This is a genomic window from Kaistella pullorum (genome assembly GCF_014837035.1).
Lineage (GTDB): Bacteria > Bacteroidota > Bacteroidia > Flavobacteriales > Weeksellaceae > Kaistella > Kaistella rhinocerotis.
Map to the genome: position 1 here is coordinate 630545 of NZ_JACSPS010000002.1, position 21840 is coordinate 652384.

Sequence of the window (21840 nt, forward strand, 5' to 3'; positions counted from 1 at the left end):
ATAAACAAAAAGCGGCTCTCCAGAGGAAAGCCGCCATATTTTTGTTGTAGAATGATCTTACCAGCTAGATCCGCCACGGTTTCCACCGCCGTAACCACCACCACCACGGTTTCCACCACCGTAACCGCCTCCACCACGATTGTTATCGAAGCTTCTTCTTGGCTTGTCTTCTCTTGGCTTAGCTTCAGAAACGTTAAGCTCCTTTCCGTCAAGTTCTTTTCCGTTAAGTGCTTCGATAGCGTTCTTGCCATCTTCGTCACCCATTTCTACGAAACCGAAACCTCTTGAACGGCCAGTTTCTCTGTCTGTAATGATTTTAGCCGAAGATACTTCGCCAAATTCTGAAAATAAATCCTGCAATGACTCTTCTCTTGTAGAGTAATTGATGTTTGAAACAAAAATGTTCATCATAAAAAAAAATTAAAAAAAATTAATACTTGTTGAAATTATAAAAGAAATTCAGCGATGATGAACATAGTGAATTCGGATATAAAAACGGCTGCAAGATACAATAAAAATTTATTAAACGCTTTTTTTTATACTTTTTATTCAACCGCGGTTCCGCGTGAAGCCTCAAGCAGCTTAAACCAATCTTCGCGCGAGAGCTCAGCGCGAAGTCCATTTGCCAGAGTTACCAATGTTTCAGCATTTGAAGTACCGATCACTGGAAGAATGCGGGCAGGATGTTTTAGTATAAATGCAAGTAACAGTTGGTTTTCGGTGGCGTTATATTTTGGAGCCAGTTCATTCAAAACCTTTTTAATGCGCAGATTCTGTTCTGAATTTTCTGAAAAGTAGTTCCCCATTACTGACCAGGCCATTGGACGTAGCTTTTTGAGCATAAGCTGATCTAATGTGCCATTGTAAAATGCTTTTGTTTCGTTAACCGAAACTTCGATCTGGTTGGTCACAAGCGGAAATTCACTGTCGAGAAGCTCGAACTGTGACGGTGAAAAATTAGAGACACCGAAATGCTTCACCTTTCCCTCTTTCTTTAATTTATCGAAGGTCGAAGCTATTTCTTGTGGGTTCATGAGGGGCGACGGCCGGTGCAGCAACAAAAGGTCAATATAATCTGTCCTTAAATTGCGTAGGCTGCTTTCAACAGATTTAAGTAGGTGTTCCGCCGAATAATTGTATGATTTTATTTTAAAGTCGCGGTTTGCGCAAGGCATTTCGATGCCACATTTCGTAATCAGCTGTACCGAATCGCGCGCAACCGAACAGTGCTGTAAAGTGTTTCCAAATAGCCTTTCACCGGTGTAGTCTCCATAAATATCGGCATGGTCAAAAGTGGTCAATCCCTGCGAAAGTGCAGTTTCTATCAAATGCTGCACCTGCTTTTCAGAATGATTCGCGCCCCAAATTCCCCAGCGCATGGTGCCGACTATCAATGGTGAAATTTGCATCAGTTTTTAAATTTATCTTCAAAAATAGGATTTTGAGGGTGAAGTTTAACATTCGAAGCATAAGGTTTTTAAGGGATATTATTAACTTTGAACAAACAATTTTACAATGAAGAAGATTTCTATTTTATTTTCAACCTTGCTTTCTGCTATCGCGTTTTCCCAGTTTGTAAGTCCGGGTACTGGCGTTACCTACAATCTGGCATCGCTTTCTGAAGCGGCTCCAACGGTTTTAGTGAACACAGGCACCGGTTATCAAATGGTTTCAGATATTACCATTTCTGCCGGTGATGCACTTTTAATGAATGAAGACACTACCCTAAAGATTGATGCCGGAATTCAGCTCAATATCGCAGGGAATTACGATACCACTGCTGCAAGTCTGTTGGTGACCGCTACCGATCCTGCCAATATTTTCAAAGGTATCCGCCTTGAGTCTACCGCAAATGTTATCATTAAAAATACCATTTTTGAATATGGCGGCGGCATACAGGCTTTGACAGGAAATTTCCTGATGGAAAATTCGACGGTTCGCTACTTTAAATCAGGACTTGTTACCGGTGCGTCTATTAATTTCTCAACCGGAAATCCAATTATCCGCAACTCCCAATTTATCGAAAACGAATTGCCGGCGGTGGGTTCGGGAGCAAATCAATCGGTTGCACTTGAATTTACCGGAAATTATCTGTACGGAAATACAAAAGGAAACACGAACCGCCCGCAGGTCAACATGGGCCCGAGCGGCACCGGAATAACGAAAGTACTGAACAACACCATCATCGGGGACAGAACGTTGACGCGCGTTGGCGGAGTGTCAGTTTCTACCCTGCTTGGTGTTGAAAACCATCCGGTGATTGAAGGTAACATCATTAAAGATAACCGATACGGAATTACGGTGACGGGAAACAATTCTTCCGGATCCATCTCGAACAATACGCTGATTGACAATAACACCGAAACCAACCCGATTAACGGCGGGAGCGGTATCTCACTTTCCGGCAGCGGCAGCCAGGTGATGGCGATCAAAATCGAGAAAAACATCATCCGCGGACATCTTTGGGGTATCACCATCATCAACACTGCGCGTGCAGATCTTGGCGGAGGTTCTCTTGGAAGTATTGGTCAGAATGTTTTCGCGAATAACGGAAACGGTGGACAGATCTATGCGCTTTACAATAACACACCGAACCCGATCAGTGCTGAAAACAACTGCTGGCGAGAAGGTGAACTTTCAACGGAAGCAATGGTAGAAGAAGTGATCTTCCATAACGCAGATGACCCCGCGAAAGGCTTGGTTGATTATAAACCGTTTTTATGTGCGGACCCATTAGCCATAGCAAATGCGACGCAGCTAATCGAGAAGATTTATCCGAATCCTAGTAATGGAAATTTTGTGGTAGATGCCTCCGCAAAAGGTGAAATCGTAATTTCAGATATGAGCGGACGAAAAATTTACGGCGGACCGGTTGCCAAAGGAACAAACAATGTTTCAGTAAACGCAAAAGCGGGTATCTACCTGCTGCAGCTTATCTCCGAAGGAAGAAGCCAAACAACTAAATTAATCATTAAATAATTGACATTCCTATTGATTTTTTTAAACTCATTCTGCCATTATCAGAATGAGTTTTTTATTTTTTGTAACCTTTCGCCTAAAAGGGTCGTATAATAGATTGCAGTCCTAAAGTGGACGTGTTACAGAAATAAGATGAGACAACTAAAAATTACAAAGCAGGTTACCAACCGGGAAACCGCCTCACTGGACAAGTATTTGCAGGAAATCGGTAAAGTAGACCTGATTACCGCGGATGAAGAGGTAGAGCTGGCCCAGAAGATTCGCGCAGGTGACCGCGTAGCACTTGAAAAACTGATTAAAGCCAACCTCCGATTTGTGGTTTCGGTTTCTAAGCAGTATCAAAATCAAGGCCTGTCGCTGCCCGATCTAATCAATGAAGGAAATCTCGGCCTTATGAAGGCTGCAAAAAGATATGATGAAACCAGAGGTTTTAAATTTATTTCTTACGCCGTTTGGTGGATTCGTCAGTCGATTCTGCAGGCATTGGCAGAACAGTCGAGAATTGTAAGACTTCCTTTGAACAAAATTGGTTCCATCAACAAAATCAACAAAGCTTACGCACACCTTGAGCAGGAAAATGAGCGACCACCGTCGCCGGAAGAATTGGCAGAGGTTCTTGATATGAGTGAGGACGACATCAAGGAATCGATGAAAAACTCCGGCCGTCACCTGTCTATGGATGCGCCGCTTGTAGAAGGTGAAGATTCTAACCTTTATGACGTCTTACGTTCAGGCGAATCACCAAGTCCTGATAAGGAACTGATGCTCGAATCACTTCAGATTGAAATCGAAAGAGCATTGCAGACACTTACTCCACGCGAGGCCGACCTTGTAAGACTTTATTTTGGTCTGAATGGTAAGCATCCGATGACATTGGAAGAAATTGGCGAAACTTTTGACCTGACAAGAGAAAGAGTTCGTCAGATAAAGGAAAAAGCCATTAAAAGACTGAAACACAATACCAGAAGCAAGATTCTGAAATCTTATTTAGGTAAATAATTCAGTACCACTCATTATAAAAGGAACTCAAACTCGAGTTCCTTTTTTTATGATGTCTGAAAATTTTTCTTCGCCAGTTCCTTCCGTACGCGGCTTAAACTTTCCGGCGTAATTCCAAGATAAGAAGCCACCATCCATTGTGGAACGCGCTGCAGGATATCCGGGTACATCCGGATAAAATCCAGATAACGCTCTTCGGCAGTATCAGAAAGCAGCGAGTTGACGCGGTTCTGCAGATTGCGGATGTGCTTCTGCAACAACAAATCATTATTTTCAGAGGTGTTTGGGAAATGTAGATTGATGTTCGTGAAGAAATCGGCGTCCAGAAGCAGCACTTGGCTCTCCTCTACTGCTTCTATGTAATAATCGGATTTTTCATTGAAATGAAGCGAGCTGCGGTCTGAAATCAGCCACTTCTCAGGCGCAAACTGAATGATGTGTTCCTTGCCGTTCCTGTCGATTGAGTACATCCTCAGCAAGCCTTTTTCGACAAAATAAGTTCCTTTACAAACTTCGCCGGCGCGCAGCAAAAATTCATTTTTACTGACGGTCATCGGCACATAAAACGAACTGCATAAATTTCCTGCGTCACCCGGCAACTGCAAAACGTCCGACAGGTAAGCTTTAATATTTTCCATCTGTAATTGTCGGTGCTAAATTCCGCTGGTGGTAATGCCCTGATGAGACATATGGTTTATCGCCTTTCCATCTTTGAGCACGATAAGTTGCGGACTTTGGTGCACAACATTAAGGTCACTTTCGATCCTGTTTGATATAGGGCGGTATTCCAGCAAATCTAAAAAATAATAGGAAACATCACCGTCATTTTGCTGTACCTCTCTTTCGAAATTTTTCAGAACCATCTTGCTGATATGGCAGCGTGTCGAATGCTTAAAAATAGCCACTTTACGTTCTGAAGATTCCGATATTGCTTTGTCCAAATCGCTCTCAGATTCGATATATTTCCAAAAATCGGGTGCTGACTCCGGGCTGGCAGATTTGCCTAAAATTTTATCTAAAAAACTCATACTCCAAATTGTTTAAGATGATGATTAATATGTTTGTACTGCAGAAAAGCCCAGTCGCAGCTTGTCATTTCGCCGAAAAGAGCATGCCTGCGAAGCAAAGTATCTGCTTGTAAGGAGCTCAGAAACTCCTCGAAAGTTGCGAGAAAATCTGCCTTTGTACTCTCAAAATTACAATTTTCTTTTAATTTCACCACCTCAAACGTGGGCATATTCGGCGGAATACCGTGATTACATACTTTCATTGTCAGTTTGGTGCAAATTCCCACAGTTTTAAAGACTAAATTGGTTTCGGGTAGCACAATTTTAGTCAAACCCACCTGCAGGATTTTATCGCAATGGCCGACCATCTGTGCGCTGCTCATTCGTCCCCATTTTCGCGGCGAATGTTCATTGAGTTGGTTTAACCTGCGTTTTAGTTCGGAGACATCTTCAGGATTGCTCAAACTTCTTCTCATGTCCAGCCTTTCTCCTTCATTAGTGCCGATATCTGCGCAAAATGATGGTCACAGTGCCACGCATAAAATGCCAGAATCTCGCGCAGTGCCACATTTCTGTTCATTTCTGGATGGAAGAAAGTGCGGTCGAATTCACGGTTGGTCATCGATTTCATAAGGTGTGCCCATCGGCAGTGCAAACCTTCAAGCAGGGTTAATGCTGCTTTTATGGGTTCGTTCCGACTGTCCTGCAATTCGGCCCATTTGGCTTCGTCATAGGTTTTTATTGTAGGATTATCCTCTGTCAGCGCCCATTTAAACCTACAAAAACTTTGCATGTGGCTGTCTGCAAGATGATTGATAAGCTGCTTGACGGTCCAGCCGCCACTGCGGTATTGCGTATCAAGCATATCATCTGAAAAAGTTTTTAAAGTACATCTAAGTTTATCCGGAAACTTTCTGATGGTATCAATGTGCCCTTCCAGTTCTGGGTCCGAAACCTTTTCGGGCGCGCTGTATCTTCCGAGCGGATATTTTTTATTTTCTAAAGGATCCATGATTATGAGTATTGTGGCCGTTTTGTCGCAATTTGAATGATGGCTGAACATTTGCCATTAAGCATTTGTAAATTTTAATTTCAAAAACAAAAGCTGTTCCAGCATAATAAAAATATTAAAGTATGAAAAAAGCACTGATCATCGTGGATGTACAAAACGATTTTTGCGAAGGTGGCGCATTGGCAGTTCCGGGCGCAAATGAAGTGATTCCGTACATCAACCTGCTAATGGAAGAAAACGAATACGACCAGATTGTCCTGACACAAGACTTTCATCCCGCAAACCATAAAAGTTTTGCCTCAAATAATGGCCGAAAAGTTGGCGAAACCATCACGCTGAACGGAATTCCTCAGTTTATGTGGCCAGACCATTGTGTACAGGGCAGTTTCGGTGCCGAATTTCACAAAGACCTCAACATCAGCAAAGCGACCCACGTCATTCAGAAGGGGAAAAACAGTGACGTAGACAGCTACAGTGGTTTTCAGGATAACAACCATTTCGTAAAAACCGGTCTTGATGATTATTTAAAGTATCATGATATCCAATTGGTCGAAGTTGTAGGGCTCGCCTTGGATTACTGTGTGAAATTTACCTGTCTTGATGCCGTTCAACTTGGATATATCACTTGTCTGCATTTTAACGGGACGCGCGCGGTGAACGTGAAACCAGAAAACGGGCGTGATGCGATCTATGAAATGCTGCAGAATTCGGTGACGGTTCTTGGCTAGATAAAAAACTCCGCTGAAATCGCGGAGTTTTTTATTTTTAAAATTCAAATATAAAACCGAAATACGGTAACGGTGTGGAGCGGTCTGCCGTTCCGGTTTCGAGCAGATAATACTGCTGGTCCGGTGATGCCTCAGGGTTTGCAATAATCCCGTTATTCTGGTTGTCACGCTGCAGATTTACTACCGGCAAACCGCTCGGACTTGTAGATCCATACGCATTCACCACGTCAACATAGGCCGTAAGCTGCCATTTTTTGAAAATCCATTTCTTTTCGCCGCGAAGGTCAAGCTGATGTGACAGATTGCCGCGCGCTGAATTCAATAGTGCGAAATTCTGAACGGGTCCGTTCGCGATGTTCCAAATATTCACCAAAGCGCTGCGCTGCAGGTCATACGGCGTCTCCGGAAGCCCGGACTGAAGGCGGAAACGTGCGCCGACGTTCCAGTTGCGGCCAAAATATTTCCCGGTTGTCAGCGTAAGGATGTGACGTGAATCCCAGCTTGATGGCAGAAGGCTTCCGGCCGAATCTGAAAACTGAGAATAGCCGAAAGTATAGGCCATGATTCCGTAGAAGTCGCTCGCCGTACGCTTTTGGGCCAGGAATTCAATTCCATACGTCTCACCAAAACCACGCGAATCCAGCGGCTCACTACCCACGATTCCAAAATCACCGCCAACATTGGCCAATGAGATCTGGTTCCGCAATGAGAACGGATAATTTTTGTATTTTTTGTAGTAGCCCTCGAGCGTTAGTCGCAGATTATTTGCTCCGTTGTATTCGAGACCGGCAACAAGATGTGAGTTTTTGATGTATTCTAGGGTATTTTTATTAAGAAATGCATCATTCAGGTTAAAGCCAAGTGCAGTATACGCTGGTAACTGGTAATAGATGCCCGTATTAAAATTAAAAACCAATCTTTCTGCGAAACGGTAGCTTAGCGAAAGACGCGGCGAAAACTGCTCGAGCGGATTCTGTGTTTTATCTGAATAGTTGCTTGCATCCAAACGTACACCCGCAGACAACTGCAATCGGTTATCGAAAAATTTCCGGGCAGACTGCAGGTAAAAACCATACTGAATCAAATCGAGATCAGATGTAACCACGTCGTAATTTACTGCGCTTTGCGTCACACCTTTAGCTATCGAATTATTATAATAGTTGGCAAAATTAATATTTGCTCCGCTGCTGAACTGATAATCGCTCAAAGTAAAGTTCCGGTCCACACGCAGTTTGTTCTCGCTTTCCTGCGACTTATAATCGAAAAGTAAATTTTCGGGCGTTTCAATATTACGATAGTATTTCGTTGCCCGGTTATCAAGCATATTGCGGCTCCACGTGAAGAGCCAGTTTCCGTTTTCAGCGAGGTGGCGGTAGCCTGCTCCTACCGTATAATTCCACTGTGGTGAAACCGGCAGGCGGTCTATTAAAGTCAAATTATTTAAAGTGGGTTCCGCTTCATCATTAAATTTAAAACTATCCTTAGCTCCAATTCCAAGTACATAAAATTCGTCACCGGACTCGAACTTTTTTGAAACTTTAAAGGTCGCATCATAATAACTTGGCAGGAACGGTAAACCGATTGCTTTGAAAAGCAATTGGAGATTCGATTTCCGAACACTGAAAAGTCCGCTCCACGATTGGTCCTTTGACAGAGGTCCGTCTGCCATCAGCTGCATATCATCCAGACCCAAAACCGCTTTATAACCCAACTTATCTTTACGCGCCTGTTTTAAATTAAATTCAAAAAGCGAAGACAGCACACCGTTTCTTGCCGCCGGGAAGGCTCCGCTGTAAAAATCGACATCTTTTATAAAATCAACAGTGATGATGCCGCGCGGTCCACCACTCGCGCCCTGTGTCTGGAAGTGATTGATTACCGGAACTTCGATTCCGTCGATGTAGAATTTGTTTTCAGCTGAACTTCCACCGCGAATGAAAAGGTCATTACGAAAGGTCGCCGTGCTGCCCACACCCGGAAAACTTAAGATAGCTTTCGATACATCACGGTTCGAACCCGCGTTTTTCTGCACTTCCTCACTCGTTATATTCCTAAGTGACAGCGGGCTCTCCGCCGTTGTTTTATAAGTTTTCCGCACCAGCGTAACTTCCTGAATTTCGGCGGCCTCTTTTATTAAACCCACCGAAAATGTAAGGTTTTGATTTGGGACTACATTAATTTCATTCAGAAAACTCCTGGTGTAGCCCGGCGCACTGATTTCGAAGGTATATGTACCGGAAGATATTTCAGATACAACGATGTTTCCTGACGCGGACGGATAAATTTGGTCCTGCCCAACGATTTTGGCTTCTGCCGATAGCGGTTTCCGGCTGAATTCATCAAAAACATTGATGTTTATGCTTCCGACCTGCCCAAACAGTTGCGCTGAAAGAATTGTGAAAACGACGAGAAAGGTGTTTTTCATGATTTAAAATAAATAAGGTGCAAATTTACGATAAGCGCCCCTTTTTGAGGGACGCTTTCGTAACAATTAACTAAAAATAAACTATGGCAAAAGTACCTTATCCAGCACATGTATGATACCGTTGGTGCACTGTACATCGGTAGCAATCACGTTTGACACGCGGTTGTTCGCATCGGTAATTTTCACGCCACCGTTTGTGGTGATCTTAAATGTCCCACCCTGGAAGGTATTCACGGTCATGTTATTGGTAATGTCTGTTGAAGCGACATTCGCACCGGCTACTACGTGGTATTTCAACACGTTTTCAAGCGTTAGAGCAGGAATTGCGCCCAGTCCTGAAAGGCCAAGTTCGGAAAGCAACGATCCGAAAGCATTATTGGTAGGTGCAAAAACGGTAAACGGAGAATTTGAAGTTCCGCTTAGAATACTTACAAAATTCGGTTGGTCCGGTCTTGTCAGTGCAGTAACTAAAGTTGAAAAGTTAGGGTTCGCCGTCGCATGCGTGACGATAGTAGGTAAACCGATTACTTTGTCTACTTTGTGAATCACGCCGTTGCTTGCGCTGATGTCTGTCTTCACCACGTTAGACATCCCGTTAATCTTTACACCAGAAGCTGTGTTGATGTACATGCTCAGGTTTTTGGTTGCCGAGGCACTGCCTTTTGCGAGCGTGGAAACATAACCGGTAGTAACCTCTGAGGCCATTACTTTGGTGGACAGTACGTGGTTCAGCAGAATTTCTTTCAATGCCGCAGTAGGCACATCGTTCAGACTTGCGTAACCGTTTTCAGCTAAAAATGCAGAGAATGCCGCGTTACCGGGCGCAAAAACCGTGAAAGAACCGGATGTGCTGAGGGTTGCGGCAAGACCAGCTTTGTCAATAGCGGCTTTAAGATTTGAGAAATCGGCGTCACGCGAGGCCAGTTCATAAATGGAGTTGCCCATTACCATTTCATCATCGCGGTTTTCTTCGCAGGACATCGCGAGCATCCCAAAGAAAAGGAGCAGCGCGGAAAATTTGAATAAATTTTTCATAATAAACTATTTTTTTGTGGGGTTCATTAGACAAAAATCATGCTAAAAAAATAAGTTTAGTATAACATTTTACTATTTAAGTTATAGATGAATTTATATAACCGGTGATTGTGAAAACTTAAGGCTAATATTTAATAAGGAAAGCTTTTAAATGCATCTTTTATCTAAGTAGTCTAAAACACTGAGGCCGGATAAATTCCGGCCTCATTTACATTATCTCTTATCTAAAAGAATTAGAACAAATTTTCATCCACAAAATTCGGTAATGTGACTTTCAGTTTTGGTTCTGCTTCCATCGCTCTTTTGATCGCAAAAACAGCGCCCTCATTCCGTGCCCAACTGCGACGCGAAATTCCGTTGTTTACATCCCAAAAAAGCATGGACTTCAGTCTTCGGTCAGCATCACCGCTGCCATCGAGCAGCATACCGAAGCCACCATTGATCACTTCGCCCCAGCCCACACCGCCGCCATTGTGAATTGAAACCCAGGTCGCACCACGGAAACTGTCGCCAATCACATTGTGAATCGCCATATCGGCGGTAAACCTGGAACCGTCATAAATATTGGAAGTTTCTCTGTACGGCGAATCTGTGCCCGAAACATCATGATGATCTCTGCCCAAAACAACCGGACCGATTTCTCCCGCCGCAATTGCTTTGTTGAAAGCTTCCGCAATTTTCATCCGTCCTTCGGCGTCAGCGTAAAGAATTCTCGCCTGTGAGCCAACAACCAAATTGTTCGCCTGAGCACCCTTTATCCACTGGATATTATCTTTCATCTGCTGCTGAATCTCTTCAGGAGAATTCTTGATCATTTCCTCCAAAACATTGCAGGCAATCTCGTCGGTTTTCTGTAAATCTTCAGATTTACCACTTGTGCAGACCCAGCGGAACGGCCCAAAACCATAATCGAAACACATAGGCCCCATAATATCCTGAACATAACTCGGATATTTAAATTCCCGGCCCAATGTGGGGTTTTCAGCCATTACATCAGCGCCGGCTCTGGATGCTTCGAGTAAAAAGGCGTTTCCGTAATCGAAGAAATAGGTTCCCTTCTCCGTATGTCTGTTGATAGCCGCAGCGTGTCTTCGCAATGTCTGCTGAACTTTTTCTTTAAATAAATCCGGATCTTCTGCCATCATCTGATTTGATTCCTCAAATGACTGCCCCACCGGATAATAACCGCCCGCCCACGGATTGTGAAGCGAAGTCTGGTCTGAACCGATGTCGATCCTTAAATTTTCAGCAGCAAATTTTTCCCAAACATCAACGATATTTCCAAGATAGGCCAGTGAAACAATCTCCTTAGCGTCTTGCGCTTTTTTCACCCTTTCGACCAGTTCATCAAGGTTTTCGTGGATTTCGTTGACCCATTTTTGGTCGTGACGGATTTTTGTAATCTTTGGATTCACCTCTGCGATTACTGTGATGCAGCCCGCGATATTTCCGGCCTTGGGCTGCGCGCCCGACATCCCACCTAAGCCTGAAGTAACGAATAAGCCGCCTTTAGGTTGTCTTTTGATTTTCCTGAATGCATTGAGAACCGTAATCGTCGTACCGTGCACAATTCCCTGCGGACCGATGTACATGTATGATCCGGCAGTCATCTGTCCGTATTGCGTCACGCCAAGTGCATTGAATTTTTCCCAGTCGTCAGGTTTAGAATAATTCGGAATCATCATTCCGTTGGTAACCACTACTCTCGGCGCATCTTTGTGCGAAGGAAATAATCCCATCGGATGTCCGGAATACATGGTCAAAGTCTGTTCGTCGGTCATTTCCGACAGGTATTTCATCGTCAGTAAATATTGCGCCCAATTAGAAAAAACAGCGCCATTACCACCATAAGTTATCAGTTCGTGCGGATGTTGCGCCACAGCATAATCCAGGTTATTCTGTATCATCAGCATGATGGCTTTCGCCTGCTCGGATTTTCCCGGATATTCTGAAATGGGCCGCGCTTTCATTTCATAATCCGGTCGGAAACGGTACATGTATATCCGGCCATATTTTTCAAGTTCCGCCCGGAATTCGGGCAAGAGTTCAGCGTGAAATTTAGGCTCAAAATACCGCAACGCGTTTTTCAGGGCGAGTTTCTTTTCTTCGCTGTTTAAAATTTCTTTACGTTTCGGCGCGTGATTAATTGAGGTATCGTAAGGTTTTGGCTGTGGAAGTTCGGCGGGAATACCCTGTGAGATTTGGTCCTGAAAAGTCATAGGCAGTCTTTTTACTTAAGCTTTTGATGTGCAGCTTCAAAAATAAGCATAAAAAAATCCCGCACAAGGCGGGAAAGTCAATTCAGTTGGTAAATCTATCCTAGTATATCGTCATTTTCAGATTCGTGATCGTCTGCATTGTCGCTCAGGCTGTAGAAATCGTTCTCTTCATCTTCAGGACCTACGCCATCCATCACTACGCCCTCTTCATCTTCCGGCAACGGAACGTCCAGAATATCACCGACATCGGTAACGGGTGTAGTTTCATCTAAAATCGGGTTGCCGTCACCATCGATCGGTACGTGTTCTTCCTGATTAAATATATCATTCTCAGGACTGTAATCCATCTCGCGGAGCTTCTGATCCTGTTCGTTCTTATTATTTTCGGGTGCCATAATTTTTATTTTTTTAAGTTAAATTTTTACATCTCCTCGCCGAGTTGCTGGTTTTTGTTGTGCTGCCACGCGTCATCGTACGCTTTCTTTTGGTTCTCCCAGGCTTCGGGCGGCACAGCATTTTCTGCGTTCTTTACAAAATTTTCCTGCGTAAGTTCCGGGTTTCGGACATCTTTGATGCGTATTTCCGAATTTTCAACTGCCTGTTGCTGTTCGTTCTTTGCTTCGTTATCATTCAGATTTTTATCTACATTGGCAAAATCCTGTGATTTTTTGAAATTATTATTGTCCATTTTATTGAGGTTTTGTGATTTAATGCCATTAATCCAAATTGCATTCCTAAACATGGAAATCCTTTAAATTAATTAGAGATCGCCCACATTTTTTACGTCGCTAGATAACCATAAAAACTAAGTCTTGACTGAAATTGTTTGATTTTATTTTTTAAATTTGCCCACACTGTTACTATGGAAAAAAACACGAAAACCGCGCCTGCAAAAGGCGTTTCACAAAGCAAGACACTTTCCCGGCCACGCATATTTTTTGGAGTGTTGTTCCTGCTCATCTCGGTGGTCCTCACCTTCTCATTTATTTCTTACCTGATGAGCTGGCGCGCAGACCAAAGTCAGGCCGGAACAATGCTTGACAAAACGGTAAAATCCTCAAATATTTTTGGCAAAGCCGGCGATTGGTTAGGTAACCTGTTTATTTTTGAAAGCATCGGTCTCGCTGCCTTTATCGTGGCATTTCTTTATCTGGTTTTCGGACTCATCATCCTTAAAAAGAATTATTTCAAGCCATGGAAAACCATTGGCCACTCACTTTTTTTCATCTGCTGGCTGCCCATTTTTCTTGGTGCCGTAACGCGCGGCGAAGGCGTTCTGAGTGGCGTTTACGGCTACCAAATCATGGAATTCCTGAATTCGGTGATTGGCACTGCCGGACTTTGGTTGGTACTTGTAGTAAGTATCGGGCTGTATTTTATACTTGAATTTAATTTAAATCCAAATAATGTAAAATCGAAGCTTGACGATCTGAATGCCAATACCGTTGGCCGTGTAAAAGCGATGATGCCGAAATCTGCCGAAAAGTTCGAAGCCGATCAGGAACTCGAAAATGCAGACGAACTGGATTTGGAAGCGGCCGAAATGGTTGCAGCCTCAACTCCCGTGGTGCCTGTGACGCCAACACCTGTGGTGATTAAAGATTTTCCGCCTGTAGAGATCAGCAACGATTTTGAAACAATTAAAACACCAAACGAAACTTCATTTGACGCCGGTCCCATGCAGGCGGTGGATGGAAAAATAAACCTTACAGGCGATGATGACATCAATTTTAAGGTAGAAGTGGCGCAAACACATGATGTTTTGGATGATCACGACAAAAAATCGAACGAACTTGTAGAAAAACATGGTTTGTACGACCATAAACTTGATTTAGCCAACTTCCAGATGCCGCCAATCGATCTTTTAAGAGATTATGGCAACGAAGAAATTGCGATTAACCGCGACGAACTCGAGGAAAATAAAAATAAGATCGTCGGTTTGCTTAAAAACTTCAATGTAGGAATTGCTGAGATCAAAGCGACCGTAGGACCAACGGTTACACTTTACGAGATTGTTCCTGAAGCCGGAATCCGCGTAGCTTCAATCAAAAAACTTCAGGACGATATCGCACTGAATCTTTCGGCTTTGGGAATCAGGATTATTGCGCCAATGCCTGGAAAAGGGACAATCGGTATTGAGGTTCCACGAAAAAATCCGTCGATGGTTTCTATGCGAAGCGTTATTTCATCACAAAAATTCCAGAATTCGGATATGGATTTGCCGGTGGTTTTCGGGAAAACGATCTCGAACGAAATCTTCATGGCGGATCTCTCCAAAATGCCTCACCTTCTCATGGCAGGTGCAACCGGCCAGGGTAAATCGGTGGGTATCAACGCGATCCTTACTTCCCTACTCTACAAGAAACACCCGAGCGAACTGAAATTCGTGATGGTGGATCCAAAAAAAGTAGAACTTTCACTCTATTCAAAAATCGAAAGACACTATCTTGCGAAACTACCGGATGGCGATGATGCAATCATCACTGATACGCACAAAGTGATCAATACATTAAACTCGCTATGTGTGGAAATGGACCAGCGTTATGATTTGCTTAAAAATGCCTTCTGTAAAAACTTAAAGGAGTACAACAAGAAGTTCAGCGAGAGAAAACTAAACCCGGAAAACGGGCACCGATACCTGCCGTACATTGTTTTGGTTGTTGACGAATTTGCGGATTTGATCATGACGGCCGGAAAAGAAGTGGAACTGCCGATCGCCAGACTTGCACAGCTTGCAAGAGCTGTAGGTATCCACCTGATCGTGGCAACGCAAAGGCCGTCAGTGAACGTAATAACCGGAATGATTAAAGCAAACTTCCCTGCAAGAGCGGCCTTCCGTGTGATTTCCAGCGTGGATTCAAGAACTATCTTAGATTCACCGGGAGCAGACCAGCTCATCGGTAAGGGTGATATGTTATACTTCAACGGAAACGAGATCCTGAGATTGCAGTGCGCCTTCGTAGATACACCGGAAGTAGAGAAAATCGCCGAATTCATTGGCGAACAGAAGGGTTATTCTAGTGCATTTATGCTGCCGGAATATTCAGGAGAAGACACTACTTCAACAGTTGGCGCATTTGATCCGAATGAAAAAGACGCCCTTTTCGAGGATGCCGCGCGTATCATCGTTTCTACGCAGCAGGGTTCTACTTCAATGCTTCAACGTCAACTGAAACTGGGCTATAACCGCGCCGGCAGAATTATGGATCAGCTGGAAGCGAGCGGCATCGTAGGTGGGTTTAATGGCGCAAAAGCACGTGAAGTGCAGATCAGCGACCTCAATTCGTTGGAACAGTTTTTGGAAGAGTTGCGCAAATAAATTTAAATCTTAAACGTAAGTTTAACTTTATTTAATTAATTCAATCCAAAAACAAAATAAAAGAATGAAAAGCCTATTTAGAAATATTACACTCGCGCTGTTCACGGTTGCCACTGCTGCAACTTTTTCAGCACAGAAGATAGACGCAAAAGCAAAAAACCTACTCGATGCTGTAGCCAAAACGTACAAAACGAAAAATAACGTTTATTTTAAATTTGTTTACGGAACAGGAACCGGAAAAACCGTTACCAAGACTGAACCAGGGATCTTCTACTCTGCCGGGGACCGCTATAAACTGAAGATCATGGGAACGGAGCAGCTTTATGACGGAAATAAAATCTACAACGTCTCTGCGGAAGACCAGGAAGTTACCATCGCAAAACCTTCGGGCTCAGAACAAATATTCTCACCTTTAACCTATATTGAAGAATATAAAAAAGGCTACAATGTGCAGTACTTAGGTAAAATAAAGGTGAATGGAGTGCTTGCAGACCGAATAAAACTTACCCCAACCACGAACAACGGCATCAAAGAGGTCAACATATTTGTGAACGCTGCCAAAAATCAGTTGGTGAAGCTGGAGCAGTTCAGCAAAGACAATTCGGTTTCTGTAATTGCGATCAGTGATTATAAAGAAAACCAAAAACTCAGCAATTCGATGTTTACATTTGATAAAGGTCAGTACAAAAATTATATTGTCACGGAGCTTTAAAAATATCAGAAAGCCCTTTCGGTCAGGAAGGGCTTTTTTTAGCGCTGACAGCGACTTACCATATTTAGTTTTTTGGTAAATTTGCGCCATGTTTAAAAAACTCGACGGCTACGTCATCAAATCTTTCTTTGGCCCGTTCCTGTTCATCTTCAGCGTCCTGTTTTTTATTTTCGTAGTTAATATTATCTGGATCCAGCTGGCACAGTTCACGGGGAAAGGCCTGAGCTACTGGGAAATCCTGAAGTTGCTTGCGTATCTTTCAGTGAAGGTCGTGCAATTGGTTCTGCCACTCACCATTCTGCTCTCGTCTATCATGACGTTTGGTGATTTCGGTGAACGCTATGAGCTTGCCGCGATGAAAGCCGCCGGAATTTCGCTCACACGCATCATGCTGCCGCTTTTTGGCGTTACCGTGATGCTCTCCTTCTTTCTGTTCCTGTTTTCGAATAACGTGATTCCCGATTTCCAGCGCAAAGCGAAAAATATGCTCTATAATATAGCTGCAACGAAGCCTGCGCTCAATTTCACACCGGGACAGTTTATCAATCAGATTCCGGGGTACAGCGTAAAATTTGATGAAATTTCCGGTGAAAACGGAGAGAATATCAAAGGTGTTTTCATCCATAAAATGGCGAATTCCTATGAAAGTCAGCAATCTATCGTGGCTGAAAAAGGGAAATTCGTGCAGGCGGATAATCGCAATTATTTGAAACTGATTCTTCACAACGGACATATTTTCGAGGAAAACCTGTCAAATGCCGATTACTTTCAGCGACTTCGGCAGCCAGACCAAACCATAAAATTTGACACGCTAGTCTCGCATTTTAATATTTCTGAAATCATTAATAATGCACTTGAAGCTGAGCAAATCACCGATGATTATTCATTCCAGAATTTCATTGAACTGAACTCTACCATCAGTAAAGCGCAGAAAGAGAACAGCAAAATCATCGAAAATCTCACGAATGACTTGGTGAACCAAACCAGCGGTTACCTGAGCTATATTGATAAAGTGCAGCCTAAAACACAAATCAAGCCCATACCGAAAACTGATACTTTGAAAGCGCAGAAAAAGCAGGAGATGTTGCTGTATGCGTATACAAAAATTGAAGGTTTAAAGAATCTGAACGAAAGCAAAAAGACGCAGGTGAAAGAGCTGCACTCCTACTACTCGCGGATTATTATGTACCAGCAGCGTATTTTCGCTTATTCGGTGACGTGTATTATTTTCTTCCTGATTGGCTCCAGTCTTGGATCGATCATCCGTAAAGGCGGACTCGGGCTGCCGGTTGTGATTGCAATCGTAGTCTTTATTATCTTTTACATCCTGAATCTCTCGGTGGAAAACATGGCTTGGGCCGGTGAAATGGACCCGTATCTGGCCTCATGGCTACCGAACATGGTTCTGTTTCCGTTTGGCGCGTGGCTCACGTATAAAGCACTTACAGATTCGCAACTGTTCGACATCGAAAAGTACAGAAGCATGCTGAAACCGGTAATCCAACTGTTCCAAAAGAACAAAGAACACCAGCGTTACCGCTAATTATTTAAAATACTTCACGATTTTTTCGTCAGTCGGCTTGGTCGTGCTGATGAAAGAATCGATCAGTTTACCGTTTTCGTCCAAAAGAAATTTGGTAAAATTCCACATAATTGACGTGTTTTTCACGCCATTAAGGTCTTTTTCGGTTAAATATTTAAAAATTGGCGCCGTGTCATCACCTTTTACCGAAACTTTAGCTGCCAGCGGGAACGTCACGCCGTAATTTTTTTGGCAGAACGCACCGATTTCTTCATTGCTTCCCGGTTCCTGGCCACCAAAGTTATTCGCCGGAAATCCTACAACTACTACTTCGTCTGCATATTTCTTTGAAATGGTTTCCAAATCGGCATATTGTGGCGTAAAGCCGCATTCTGACGCCGTATTCACAATAAGGATTTTCTTGCCTTTGAAATCTGCAAAATTGATTTCATTGCCATCCAGGCTTTCTACTTTGTAATCGTGAATTGTTTTCATCGCAGCGTTTTTATCTTGTGAAATCTCCTTTTTCTGTTGTGTGCAGGCCAGAATCGAAAATCCTAAGGCGAACAAGAATACAAATTTTTTCATGTTTAAAATTTTATTAATTCAGTTAACGGTCAATCTTCAGGAAACGACCGCTGCGGTCAAATTCCAGTTCCAGTCCGGTATTTAATTCTACTTTTTGCCTGAAGCGGCTCTCGTTTTTCCACTCCGTGGCGTATGAATTGGGATAATTGGTTTGGATGTACCGAAGAATCTTCACCGGCAAAATGCTGTTCGGAATCCGTTGGATGCCTTCTATCTCATCGATTTTGTTGTTGACGAATTCAAGCTTGGTTCCATTGTCGAGCCGCACGTCGTATTCTGTCTTACTAAGATTTTTTTCACGGGTTACGCTGGTAATCTTAATTGCCGGATAGTGCTTACGTACAAACTGCGAAATAGCACCGGGAACTTGGTTTGGCTGAATCCGAACTTCCTGGGCACTAGTATCTGTCGCGAAAAATATCAAAGCGCTGATTGCGACAAGTTTCTTTAAGTTTTGCATTACGTTATTTTTTTTGGATTGGTCTGAATTTCAGCAAAAAACAATCCAACGCAGCAATTTAAAGCTAAAATTTGAAGGTATTATCCGGAAATACTTTATTCGTTTCAATCCGGTTGATGATGATCACATAATCGCTGTCTTTTTTTGGCGAGGAAGATTCGATGCGGTACGGCATTGTTAGCGCACCGGTCTTGCGGTAATCACCGTAGGTCAGCGTTTCATCTTTTTTCACTTCCCGGAGCAGCATATAGGTTTTGCTGTCAAAATAATACATCGTTTTGTTGACGTTTTTTGTAAGTTCAACCTTGTGACAGTACACCTCGCCAACTTTTTCCTTGCCTAAATATTTAGCCTCGAAACCTTTGTTTTCCCAGTCGATGAAGTCTGTATCAAAACTTTCAGCGATATAGTTCGGATATTCCTGCAACTTATTGGCAGCATAATTCATCGCATACCCTTTCTTGCCGTCAAAACCTTCTATCGCGGTCTCTTTTTTATTCAGAATGATTGCGGTCTTGGTCAGATTAGGTCTTTGCTGATAGATTTTTAGTGGATACTCATCGTTGATACCGAGCGTCAGACGGCCATGAATCACAATAGAGTTCAAAAGTTTCCAGTTTGTAAGTCCGCCTGAAAGTTCAATATTTTTATCGATGATCTCTTTAGCGGTTTGCGCCGGTAAAAGGCTGAATATGCAAAACAGAAGTGCTGATAATATCTTTTTCATTAAATAATTCTAGCTGTAAATTTATTAAAAATTAATTAGCGCTTTTCCCGCCATTTTCGCTGGATTTCAAGATTTCCTTCGCTTTCTCGAGATCTTCCGGCACATCAATACCTACCCCTAGGAAATCGGTTTCGATCATTTTTATCTTCATACCATACTCCAAGTAACGTATGCATTCTATCTTTTCTGAGATTTCTAGCGGCCGCATCGGCAGATCCGCAAAACGGAGAAGCGCGTTTTTTCTAAAAGCATAAACGCCGACATGCCTAAAATATTCTACATCCGGATGTACTTCGCGAGGAAACGGAATCACAGAACGGCTAAAGTACAGTGCAAAATCATCCTGATCAGTAATCACTTTAACATGATTAGGATTTTCGATGTCTTCTTTGCTGCTCATCTTTATTTTTAAAGATGCCAGGGAAATTTTATTGTCAAAATCATCTTTAAAGACTGAAATTAGTTGGGAGAGCGGATCAGATTTTACGAAAGGTTCGTCACCCTGAACATTCAGCACGATATCGCAGTCCAACTCCTTGATTGCTTCGGCAATGCGGTCGCTGCCGGTTTCGTGCTGGCCGGTCATCACCACGTTTCCGCCGTGACTTTTTATCTCATCAAAGATTATCTGCGAATCTGTAGCGACAAGTACTTCATCAAAAAGACCTGTCTCCGCAACATTCATGTAAGTGGTGTAAATTACGGTTTTATCGCCCAGCAACTGCATAAGTTTGCCCGGAAAACGGCTGGCTTCGTAACGTGCAGGAATTACGGCAATGATTCTCAAACTATTTAATTTTAAATTAAATCTGCTTTAAATATTTAAATCTAAAAATTACAGATTAAGAGAGTCGATTTAAGGCAGCTTCAAGTCTAGGAATCATCGCTGAAATCTCTTCCACAGACAATCCACCGACTGAAGCGCGGAACCATGGCATCGTACGTGAGTTTCCGAAAGCAGAAAACGGTACAAGAGCTACGCCGGCCTCCTCAATTAAATAAAACACCAAATCTGAGGAATCGTTGATTTTGGAACCTTCAGGAGTAGTTTTTCCTAAATAATTGAGTTCGATGGTGAGGTAAAGTGCGCCCATCGGTTCGATACTTTCAACCTGTAAACCACGCTTTTTCAATTCCTGAATACCATCGTGAAGAACCTGCAAGCTTTTTGAAATTTTAGTTTTAAAGTCCGCAACAAATTTGTCAACCTCACCGGAATCTTTTAAAAATACAGAAACGGCCTGCTGCTCGGGTTTTGGCGCCCACGCACCGATATGTCCGAGCAAAGATTTCATTTTATCCATCACTTCCTGTGGACCGAAACTCCAGCCTACACGGATTCCCGTGGCGGCGAAGCATTTCGAAGTACCGTCGATGTAGATGGTATATTTTTTCATTTCGGGAAACAATGAAACCGGATTGAAATGTTCGTGACCGAAAGTAAGCATCGCGTAGATCTGGTCGTACATCAGATACAGCGGTTTTTCACCTTCGGTGCGGCTGTTGTTTTCTTCAATTACCAGCTCGCAGATCTCACTCAACTGCTCTTTGCTAAACATCGTGCCCGTAGGATTCAGCGGCGAACACAACGCAAGGAGAACAGCACCTTTCAAATGAGGTTTCAGTTCTTCGGCGGTTGGCAAAAAGTTGTTTTCCGGAGAACTTTCCACTTCCACCTTTTGGGCATGCGTGAGGTAAGAATAATGGTTGTTGTTCCAGGAAGGAACCGGGTAAACCACTTTGTCACCATCATCCACAATTGTGCGGAAGCTAGCGTAAATCAATGGCCTAGATCCGCCCGCAATCAAAATTTCATCAGGCGAGTAATCAAGGTTCCAGCGGGTTTTTAAATCTTCAGAAACAGCTTTCCGAAGCGACAGAAGTCCGTTTGCCGGCGGATAATTGGTGAGATTATTCCGGTAAGCTTTGGTGATTTCTTCTTTAAGAAGTGCCGGAATCGGGTAAATATCCGAGTCCAGATCACCAATCGTGAGATTGGCAATCGTGGCACCGCTAGCTTTCATGTCGTTGACCTGATTTCCGATTTTTATGATTTCGGAACCAATGAGATTCTGCGCGAGTTTTGAAACTTTCATACTTCGTCGATT

Annotated in this window: 22 protein-coding genes; 6 read left to right on the plus strand and 16 right to left on the minus strand. The window is 43.2% G+C overall.

Translation table 11 applies throughout. The features are described from left to right. Window positions 1-57: 57 nt before the first annotated feature. Together H9628_RS07280 and H9628_RS07285 are read right to left on the minus strand one after the other, a co-directional pair. The gene (locus H9628_RS07280) at window positions 58-408 is read right to left on the minus strand and encodes an RNA recognition motif domain-containing protein (protein WP_251833723.1); all 351 of its coding nucleotides are present in this window, start codon (window positions 406-408) and stop codon (window positions 58-60) included. Window positions 409-545: 137 nt separating this feature from the next. Further along, window positions 546-1409 (minus strand): aldo/keto reductase, encoded by an 864-nt coding sequence (locus H9628_RS07285; protein ID WP_251833462.1) that lies wholly within the window; start codon window positions 1407-1409, stop codon window positions 546-548. 106 nt (window positions 1410-1515) lie between these two features. Between H9628_RS07285 and H9628_RS07290 the strand changes: the two genes are divergently transcribed. Both H9628_RS07290 and H9628_RS07295 read left to right on the plus strand, forming a co-directional pair. Then, the gene (locus H9628_RS07290) at window positions 1516-2979 is read left to right on the plus strand and encodes a T9SS type A sorting domain-containing protein (protein ID WP_251833463.1); all 1464 of its coding nucleotides are present in this window, start codon (window positions 1516-1518) and stop codon (window positions 2977-2979) included. A gap of 132 nt (window positions 2980-3111) precedes the next feature. Further along, window positions 3112-3978, plus strand: coding sequence for a sigma-70 family RNA polymerase sigma factor (locus H9628_RS07295; RefSeq protein WP_251833464.1), 867 nt, complete (start codon window positions 3112-3114; stop codon window positions 3976-3978). Between the two features lie 47 nt (window positions 3979-4025). Here the strand turns inward: H9628_RS07295 and H9628_RS07300 are convergent, their stop codons facing one another. From H9628_RS07300 to H9628_RS07315, 4 genes are read right to left on the minus strand one after another with little or no spacing between them, the layout of a single operon-like run. Continuing rightward, window positions 4026-4616: a Crp/Fnr family transcriptional regulator gene (locus H9628_RS07300; RefSeq protein ID WP_251833465.1), complete on the minus strand. Its 591-nt coding sequence runs from the start codon at window positions 4614-4616 to the stop codon at window positions 4026-4028. A 15-nt stretch (window positions 4617-4631) separates the two neighbouring features. Then, window positions 4632-5006: a bacillithiol system redox-active protein YtxJ gene (ytxJ, locus tag H9628_RS07305; RefSeq protein WP_251833466.1), complete on the minus strand. Its 375-nt coding sequence runs from the start codon at window positions 5004-5006 to the stop codon at window positions 4632-4634. After that, entirely contained in the window at window positions 5003-5461 is a 459-nt protein-coding gene (locus H9628_RS07310; RefSeq protein WP_251833467.1) for a DUF1569 domain-containing protein, read from the minus strand. Before H9628_RS07310 ends, ytxJ begins: the two co-directional genes overlap by 4 nt. After that, a complete protein-coding gene (locus H9628_RS07315; RefSeq protein WP_251833468.1) occupies window positions 5458-5997 on the minus strand; it encodes a YfiT family bacillithiol transferase in 540 nt (179 codons plus the stop codon). Before H9628_RS07315 ends, H9628_RS07310 begins: the two co-directional genes overlap by 4 nt. Window positions 5998-6119: 122 nt before the next feature. Between H9628_RS07315 and pncA the strand changes: the two genes are divergently transcribed. After that, window positions 6120-6725 carry a bifunctional nicotinamidase/pyrazinamidase gene (gene pncA / locus H9628_RS07320; RefSeq protein ID WP_251833469.1) on the plus strand — a complete coding sequence of 202 codons (606 nt, stop codon included), beginning with the start codon at window positions 6120-6122 and terminating at the stop codon, window positions 6723-6725. A gap of 37 nt (window positions 6726-6762) precedes the next feature. On the opposite strand, the gene H9628_RS07325 is transcribed toward pncA, so the two are convergent. From H9628_RS07325 to H9628_RS07345, 5 genes are all read right to left on the minus strand, one after another. Continuing rightward, window positions 6763-9150: a TonB-dependent receptor gene (locus H9628_RS07325; RefSeq protein ID WP_251833470.1), complete on the minus strand. Its 2388-nt coding sequence runs from the start codon at window positions 9148-9150 to the stop codon at window positions 6763-6765. Between the two features lie 81 nt (window positions 9151-9231). Next, window positions 9232-10185 (minus strand): fasciclin domain-containing protein, encoded by a 954-nt coding sequence (locus H9628_RS07330; RefSeq protein WP_251833471.1) that lies wholly within the window; start codon window positions 10183-10185, stop codon window positions 9232-9234. 233 nt (window positions 10186-10418) lie between these two features. Beyond that, a complete protein-coding gene (locus H9628_RS07335) occupies window positions 10419-12404 on the minus strand; it encodes a urocanate hydratase (RefSeq protein WP_251833472.1) in 1986 nt (661 codons plus the stop codon). 95 nt (window positions 12405-12499) lie between these two features. Next, a complete protein-coding gene (locus H9628_RS07340; RefSeq protein WP_251833473.1) occupies window positions 12500-12799 on the minus strand; it encodes a hypothetical protein in 300 nt (99 codons plus the stop codon). A gap of 26 nt (window positions 12800-12825) precedes the next feature. Further along, window positions 12826-13092, minus strand: coding sequence for a hypothetical protein (locus tag H9628_RS07345; RefSeq protein WP_251833474.1), 267 nt, complete (start codon window positions 13090-13092; stop codon window positions 12826-12828). A 174-nt stretch (window positions 13093-13266) separates the two neighbouring features. On the opposite strand from H9628_RS07345, the gene H9628_RS07350 reads away from it, so the two are divergent. From H9628_RS07350 to H9628_RS07360, 3 genes are all read left to right on the plus strand, one after another. Continuing rightward, window positions 13267-15723, plus strand: coding sequence for an FtsK/SpoIIIE family DNA translocase (locus H9628_RS07350; RefSeq protein ID WP_251833475.1), 2457 nt, complete (start codon window positions 13267-13269; stop codon window positions 15721-15723). Window positions 15724-15787: 64 nt separating this feature from the next. Then, entirely contained in the window at window positions 15788-16435 is a 648-nt protein-coding gene (locus H9628_RS07355) for a LolA family protein (RefSeq protein ID WP_251833476.1), read from the plus strand. Between the two features lie 88 nt (window positions 16436-16523). Then, window positions 16524-17978, plus strand: coding sequence for an LptF/LptG family permease (locus tag H9628_RS07360; RefSeq protein WP_251833477.1), 1455 nt, complete (start codon window positions 16524-16526; stop codon window positions 17976-17978). Here H9628_RS07360 and H9628_RS07365 read toward each other — a convergent pair whose 3' ends face one another. The 5 genes from H9628_RS07365 to H9628_RS07385 form a co-directional block, all read right to left on the minus strand. Continuing rightward, entirely contained in the window at window positions 17979-18545 is a 567-nt protein-coding gene (locus H9628_RS07365) for a glutathione peroxidase (protein WP_251833478.1), read from the minus strand. A 22-nt stretch (window positions 18546-18567) separates the two neighbouring features. Further along, window positions 18568-19005 carry a PepSY-like domain-containing protein gene (locus H9628_RS07370; protein ID WP_251833479.1) on the minus strand — a complete coding sequence of 146 codons (438 nt, stop codon included), beginning with the start codon at window positions 19003-19005 and terminating at the stop codon, window positions 18568-18570. A gap of 64 nt (window positions 19006-19069) precedes the next feature. Then, the gene (locus tag H9628_RS07375; protein WP_251833480.1) at window positions 19070-19732 is read right to left on the minus strand and encodes an outer membrane lipoprotein-sorting protein; all 663 of its coding nucleotides are present in this window, start codon (window positions 19730-19732) and stop codon (window positions 19070-19072) included. A gap of 31 nt (window positions 19733-19763) precedes the next feature. Continuing rightward, window positions 19764-20519, minus strand: a complete 756-nt coding sequence (gene kdsB, locus H9628_RS07380) for a 3-deoxy-manno-octulosonate cytidylyltransferase (RefSeq protein WP_251833481.1) — start codon at window positions 20517-20519, stop codon at window positions 19764-19766. Window positions 20520-20574: 55 nt separating this feature from the next. Next, complete coding sequence (locus H9628_RS07385; RefSeq protein ID WP_251833482.1) at window positions 20575-21828, minus strand: pyridoxal phosphate-dependent aminotransferase; 1254 nt, start codon at window positions 21826-21828, stop codon at window positions 20575-20577. Between the last annotated feature and the right edge of the window lie 12 nt (window positions 21829-21840).

Bases quoted from the DNA above. Each gene is read 5' to 3' on its own strand.
- H9628_RS07280 (WP_251833723.1), bottom strand. From the start codon at position 408: ATGAACATTTTTGTTTCAAACATCAATTACTCTACAAGAGAAGAGTCA.
- H9628_RS07285 (WP_251833462.1), bottom strand. From the start codon at position 1,409: ATGCAAATTTCACCATTGATAGTCGGCACCATGCGCTGGGGAATTTGG.
- H9628_RS07290 (WP_251833463.1), top strand. From the start codon at position 1,516: ATGAAGAAGATTTCTATTTTATTTTCAACCTTGCTTTCTGCTATCGCG.
- H9628_RS07295 (WP_251833464.1), top strand. From the start codon at position 3,112: ATGAGACAACTAAAAATTACAAAGCAGGTTACCAACCGGGAAACCGCC.
- H9628_RS07300 (WP_251833465.1), bottom strand. From the start codon at position 4,616: ATGGAAAATATTAAAGCTTACCTGTCGGACGTTTTGCAGTTGCCGGGT.
- ytxJ (WP_251833466.1), bottom strand. From the start codon at position 5,006: ATGAGTTTTTTAGATAAAATTTTAGGCAAATCTGCCAGCCCGGAGTCA.
- H9628_RS07310 (WP_251833467.1), bottom strand. From the start codon at position 5,461: ATGAGAAGAAGTTTGAGCAATCCTGAAGATGTCTCCGAACTAAAACGC.
- H9628_RS07315 (WP_251833468.1), bottom strand. From the start codon at position 5,997: ATGGATCCTTTAGAAAATAAAAAATATCCGCTCGGAAGATACAGCGCG.
- pncA (WP_251833469.1), top strand. From the start codon at position 6,120: ATGAAAAAAGCACTGATCATCGTGGATGTACAAAACGATTTTTGCGAA.
- H9628_RS07325 (WP_251833470.1), bottom strand. From the start codon at position 9,150: ATGAAAAACACCTTTCTCGTCGTTTTCACAATTCTTTCAGCGCAACTG.
- H9628_RS07330 (WP_251833471.1), bottom strand. From the start codon at position 10,185: ATGAAAAATTTATTCAAATTTTCCGCGCTGCTCCTTTTCTTTGGGATG.
- H9628_RS07335 (WP_251833472.1), bottom strand. From the start codon at position 12,404: ATGACTTTTCAGGACCAAATCTCACAGGGTATTCCCGCCGAACTTCCA.
- H9628_RS07340 (WP_251833473.1), bottom strand. From the start codon at position 12,799: ATGGCACCCGAAAATAATAAGAACGAACAGGATCAGAAGCTCCGCGAG.
- H9628_RS07345 (WP_251833474.1), bottom strand. From the start codon at position 13,092: ATGGACAATAATAATTTCAAAAAATCACAGGATTTTGCCAATGTAGAT.
- H9628_RS07350 (WP_251833475.1), top strand. From the start codon at position 13,267: ATGGAAAAAAACACGAAAACCGCGCCTGCAAAAGGCGTTTCACAAAGC.
- H9628_RS07355 (WP_251833476.1), top strand. From the start codon at position 15,788: ATGAAAAGCCTATTTAGAAATATTACACTCGCGCTGTTCACGGTTGCC.
- H9628_RS07360 (WP_251833477.1), top strand. From the start codon at position 16,524: ATGTTTAAAAAACTCGACGGCTACGTCATCAAATCTTTCTTTGGCCCG.
- H9628_RS07365 (WP_251833478.1), bottom strand. From the start codon at position 18,545: ATGAAAAAATTTGTATTCTTGTTCGCCTTAGGATTTTCGATTCTGGCC.
- H9628_RS07370 (WP_251833479.1), bottom strand. From the start codon at position 19,005: ATGCAAAACTTAAAGAAACTTGTCGCAATCAGCGCTTTGATATTTTTC.
- H9628_RS07375 (WP_251833480.1), bottom strand. From the start codon at position 19,732: ATGAAAAAGATATTATCAGCACTTCTGTTTTGCATATTCAGCCTTTTA.
- H9628_RS07385 (WP_251833482.1), bottom strand. From the start codon at position 21,828: ATGAAAGTTTCAAAACTCGCGCAGAATCTCATTGGTTCCGAAATCATA.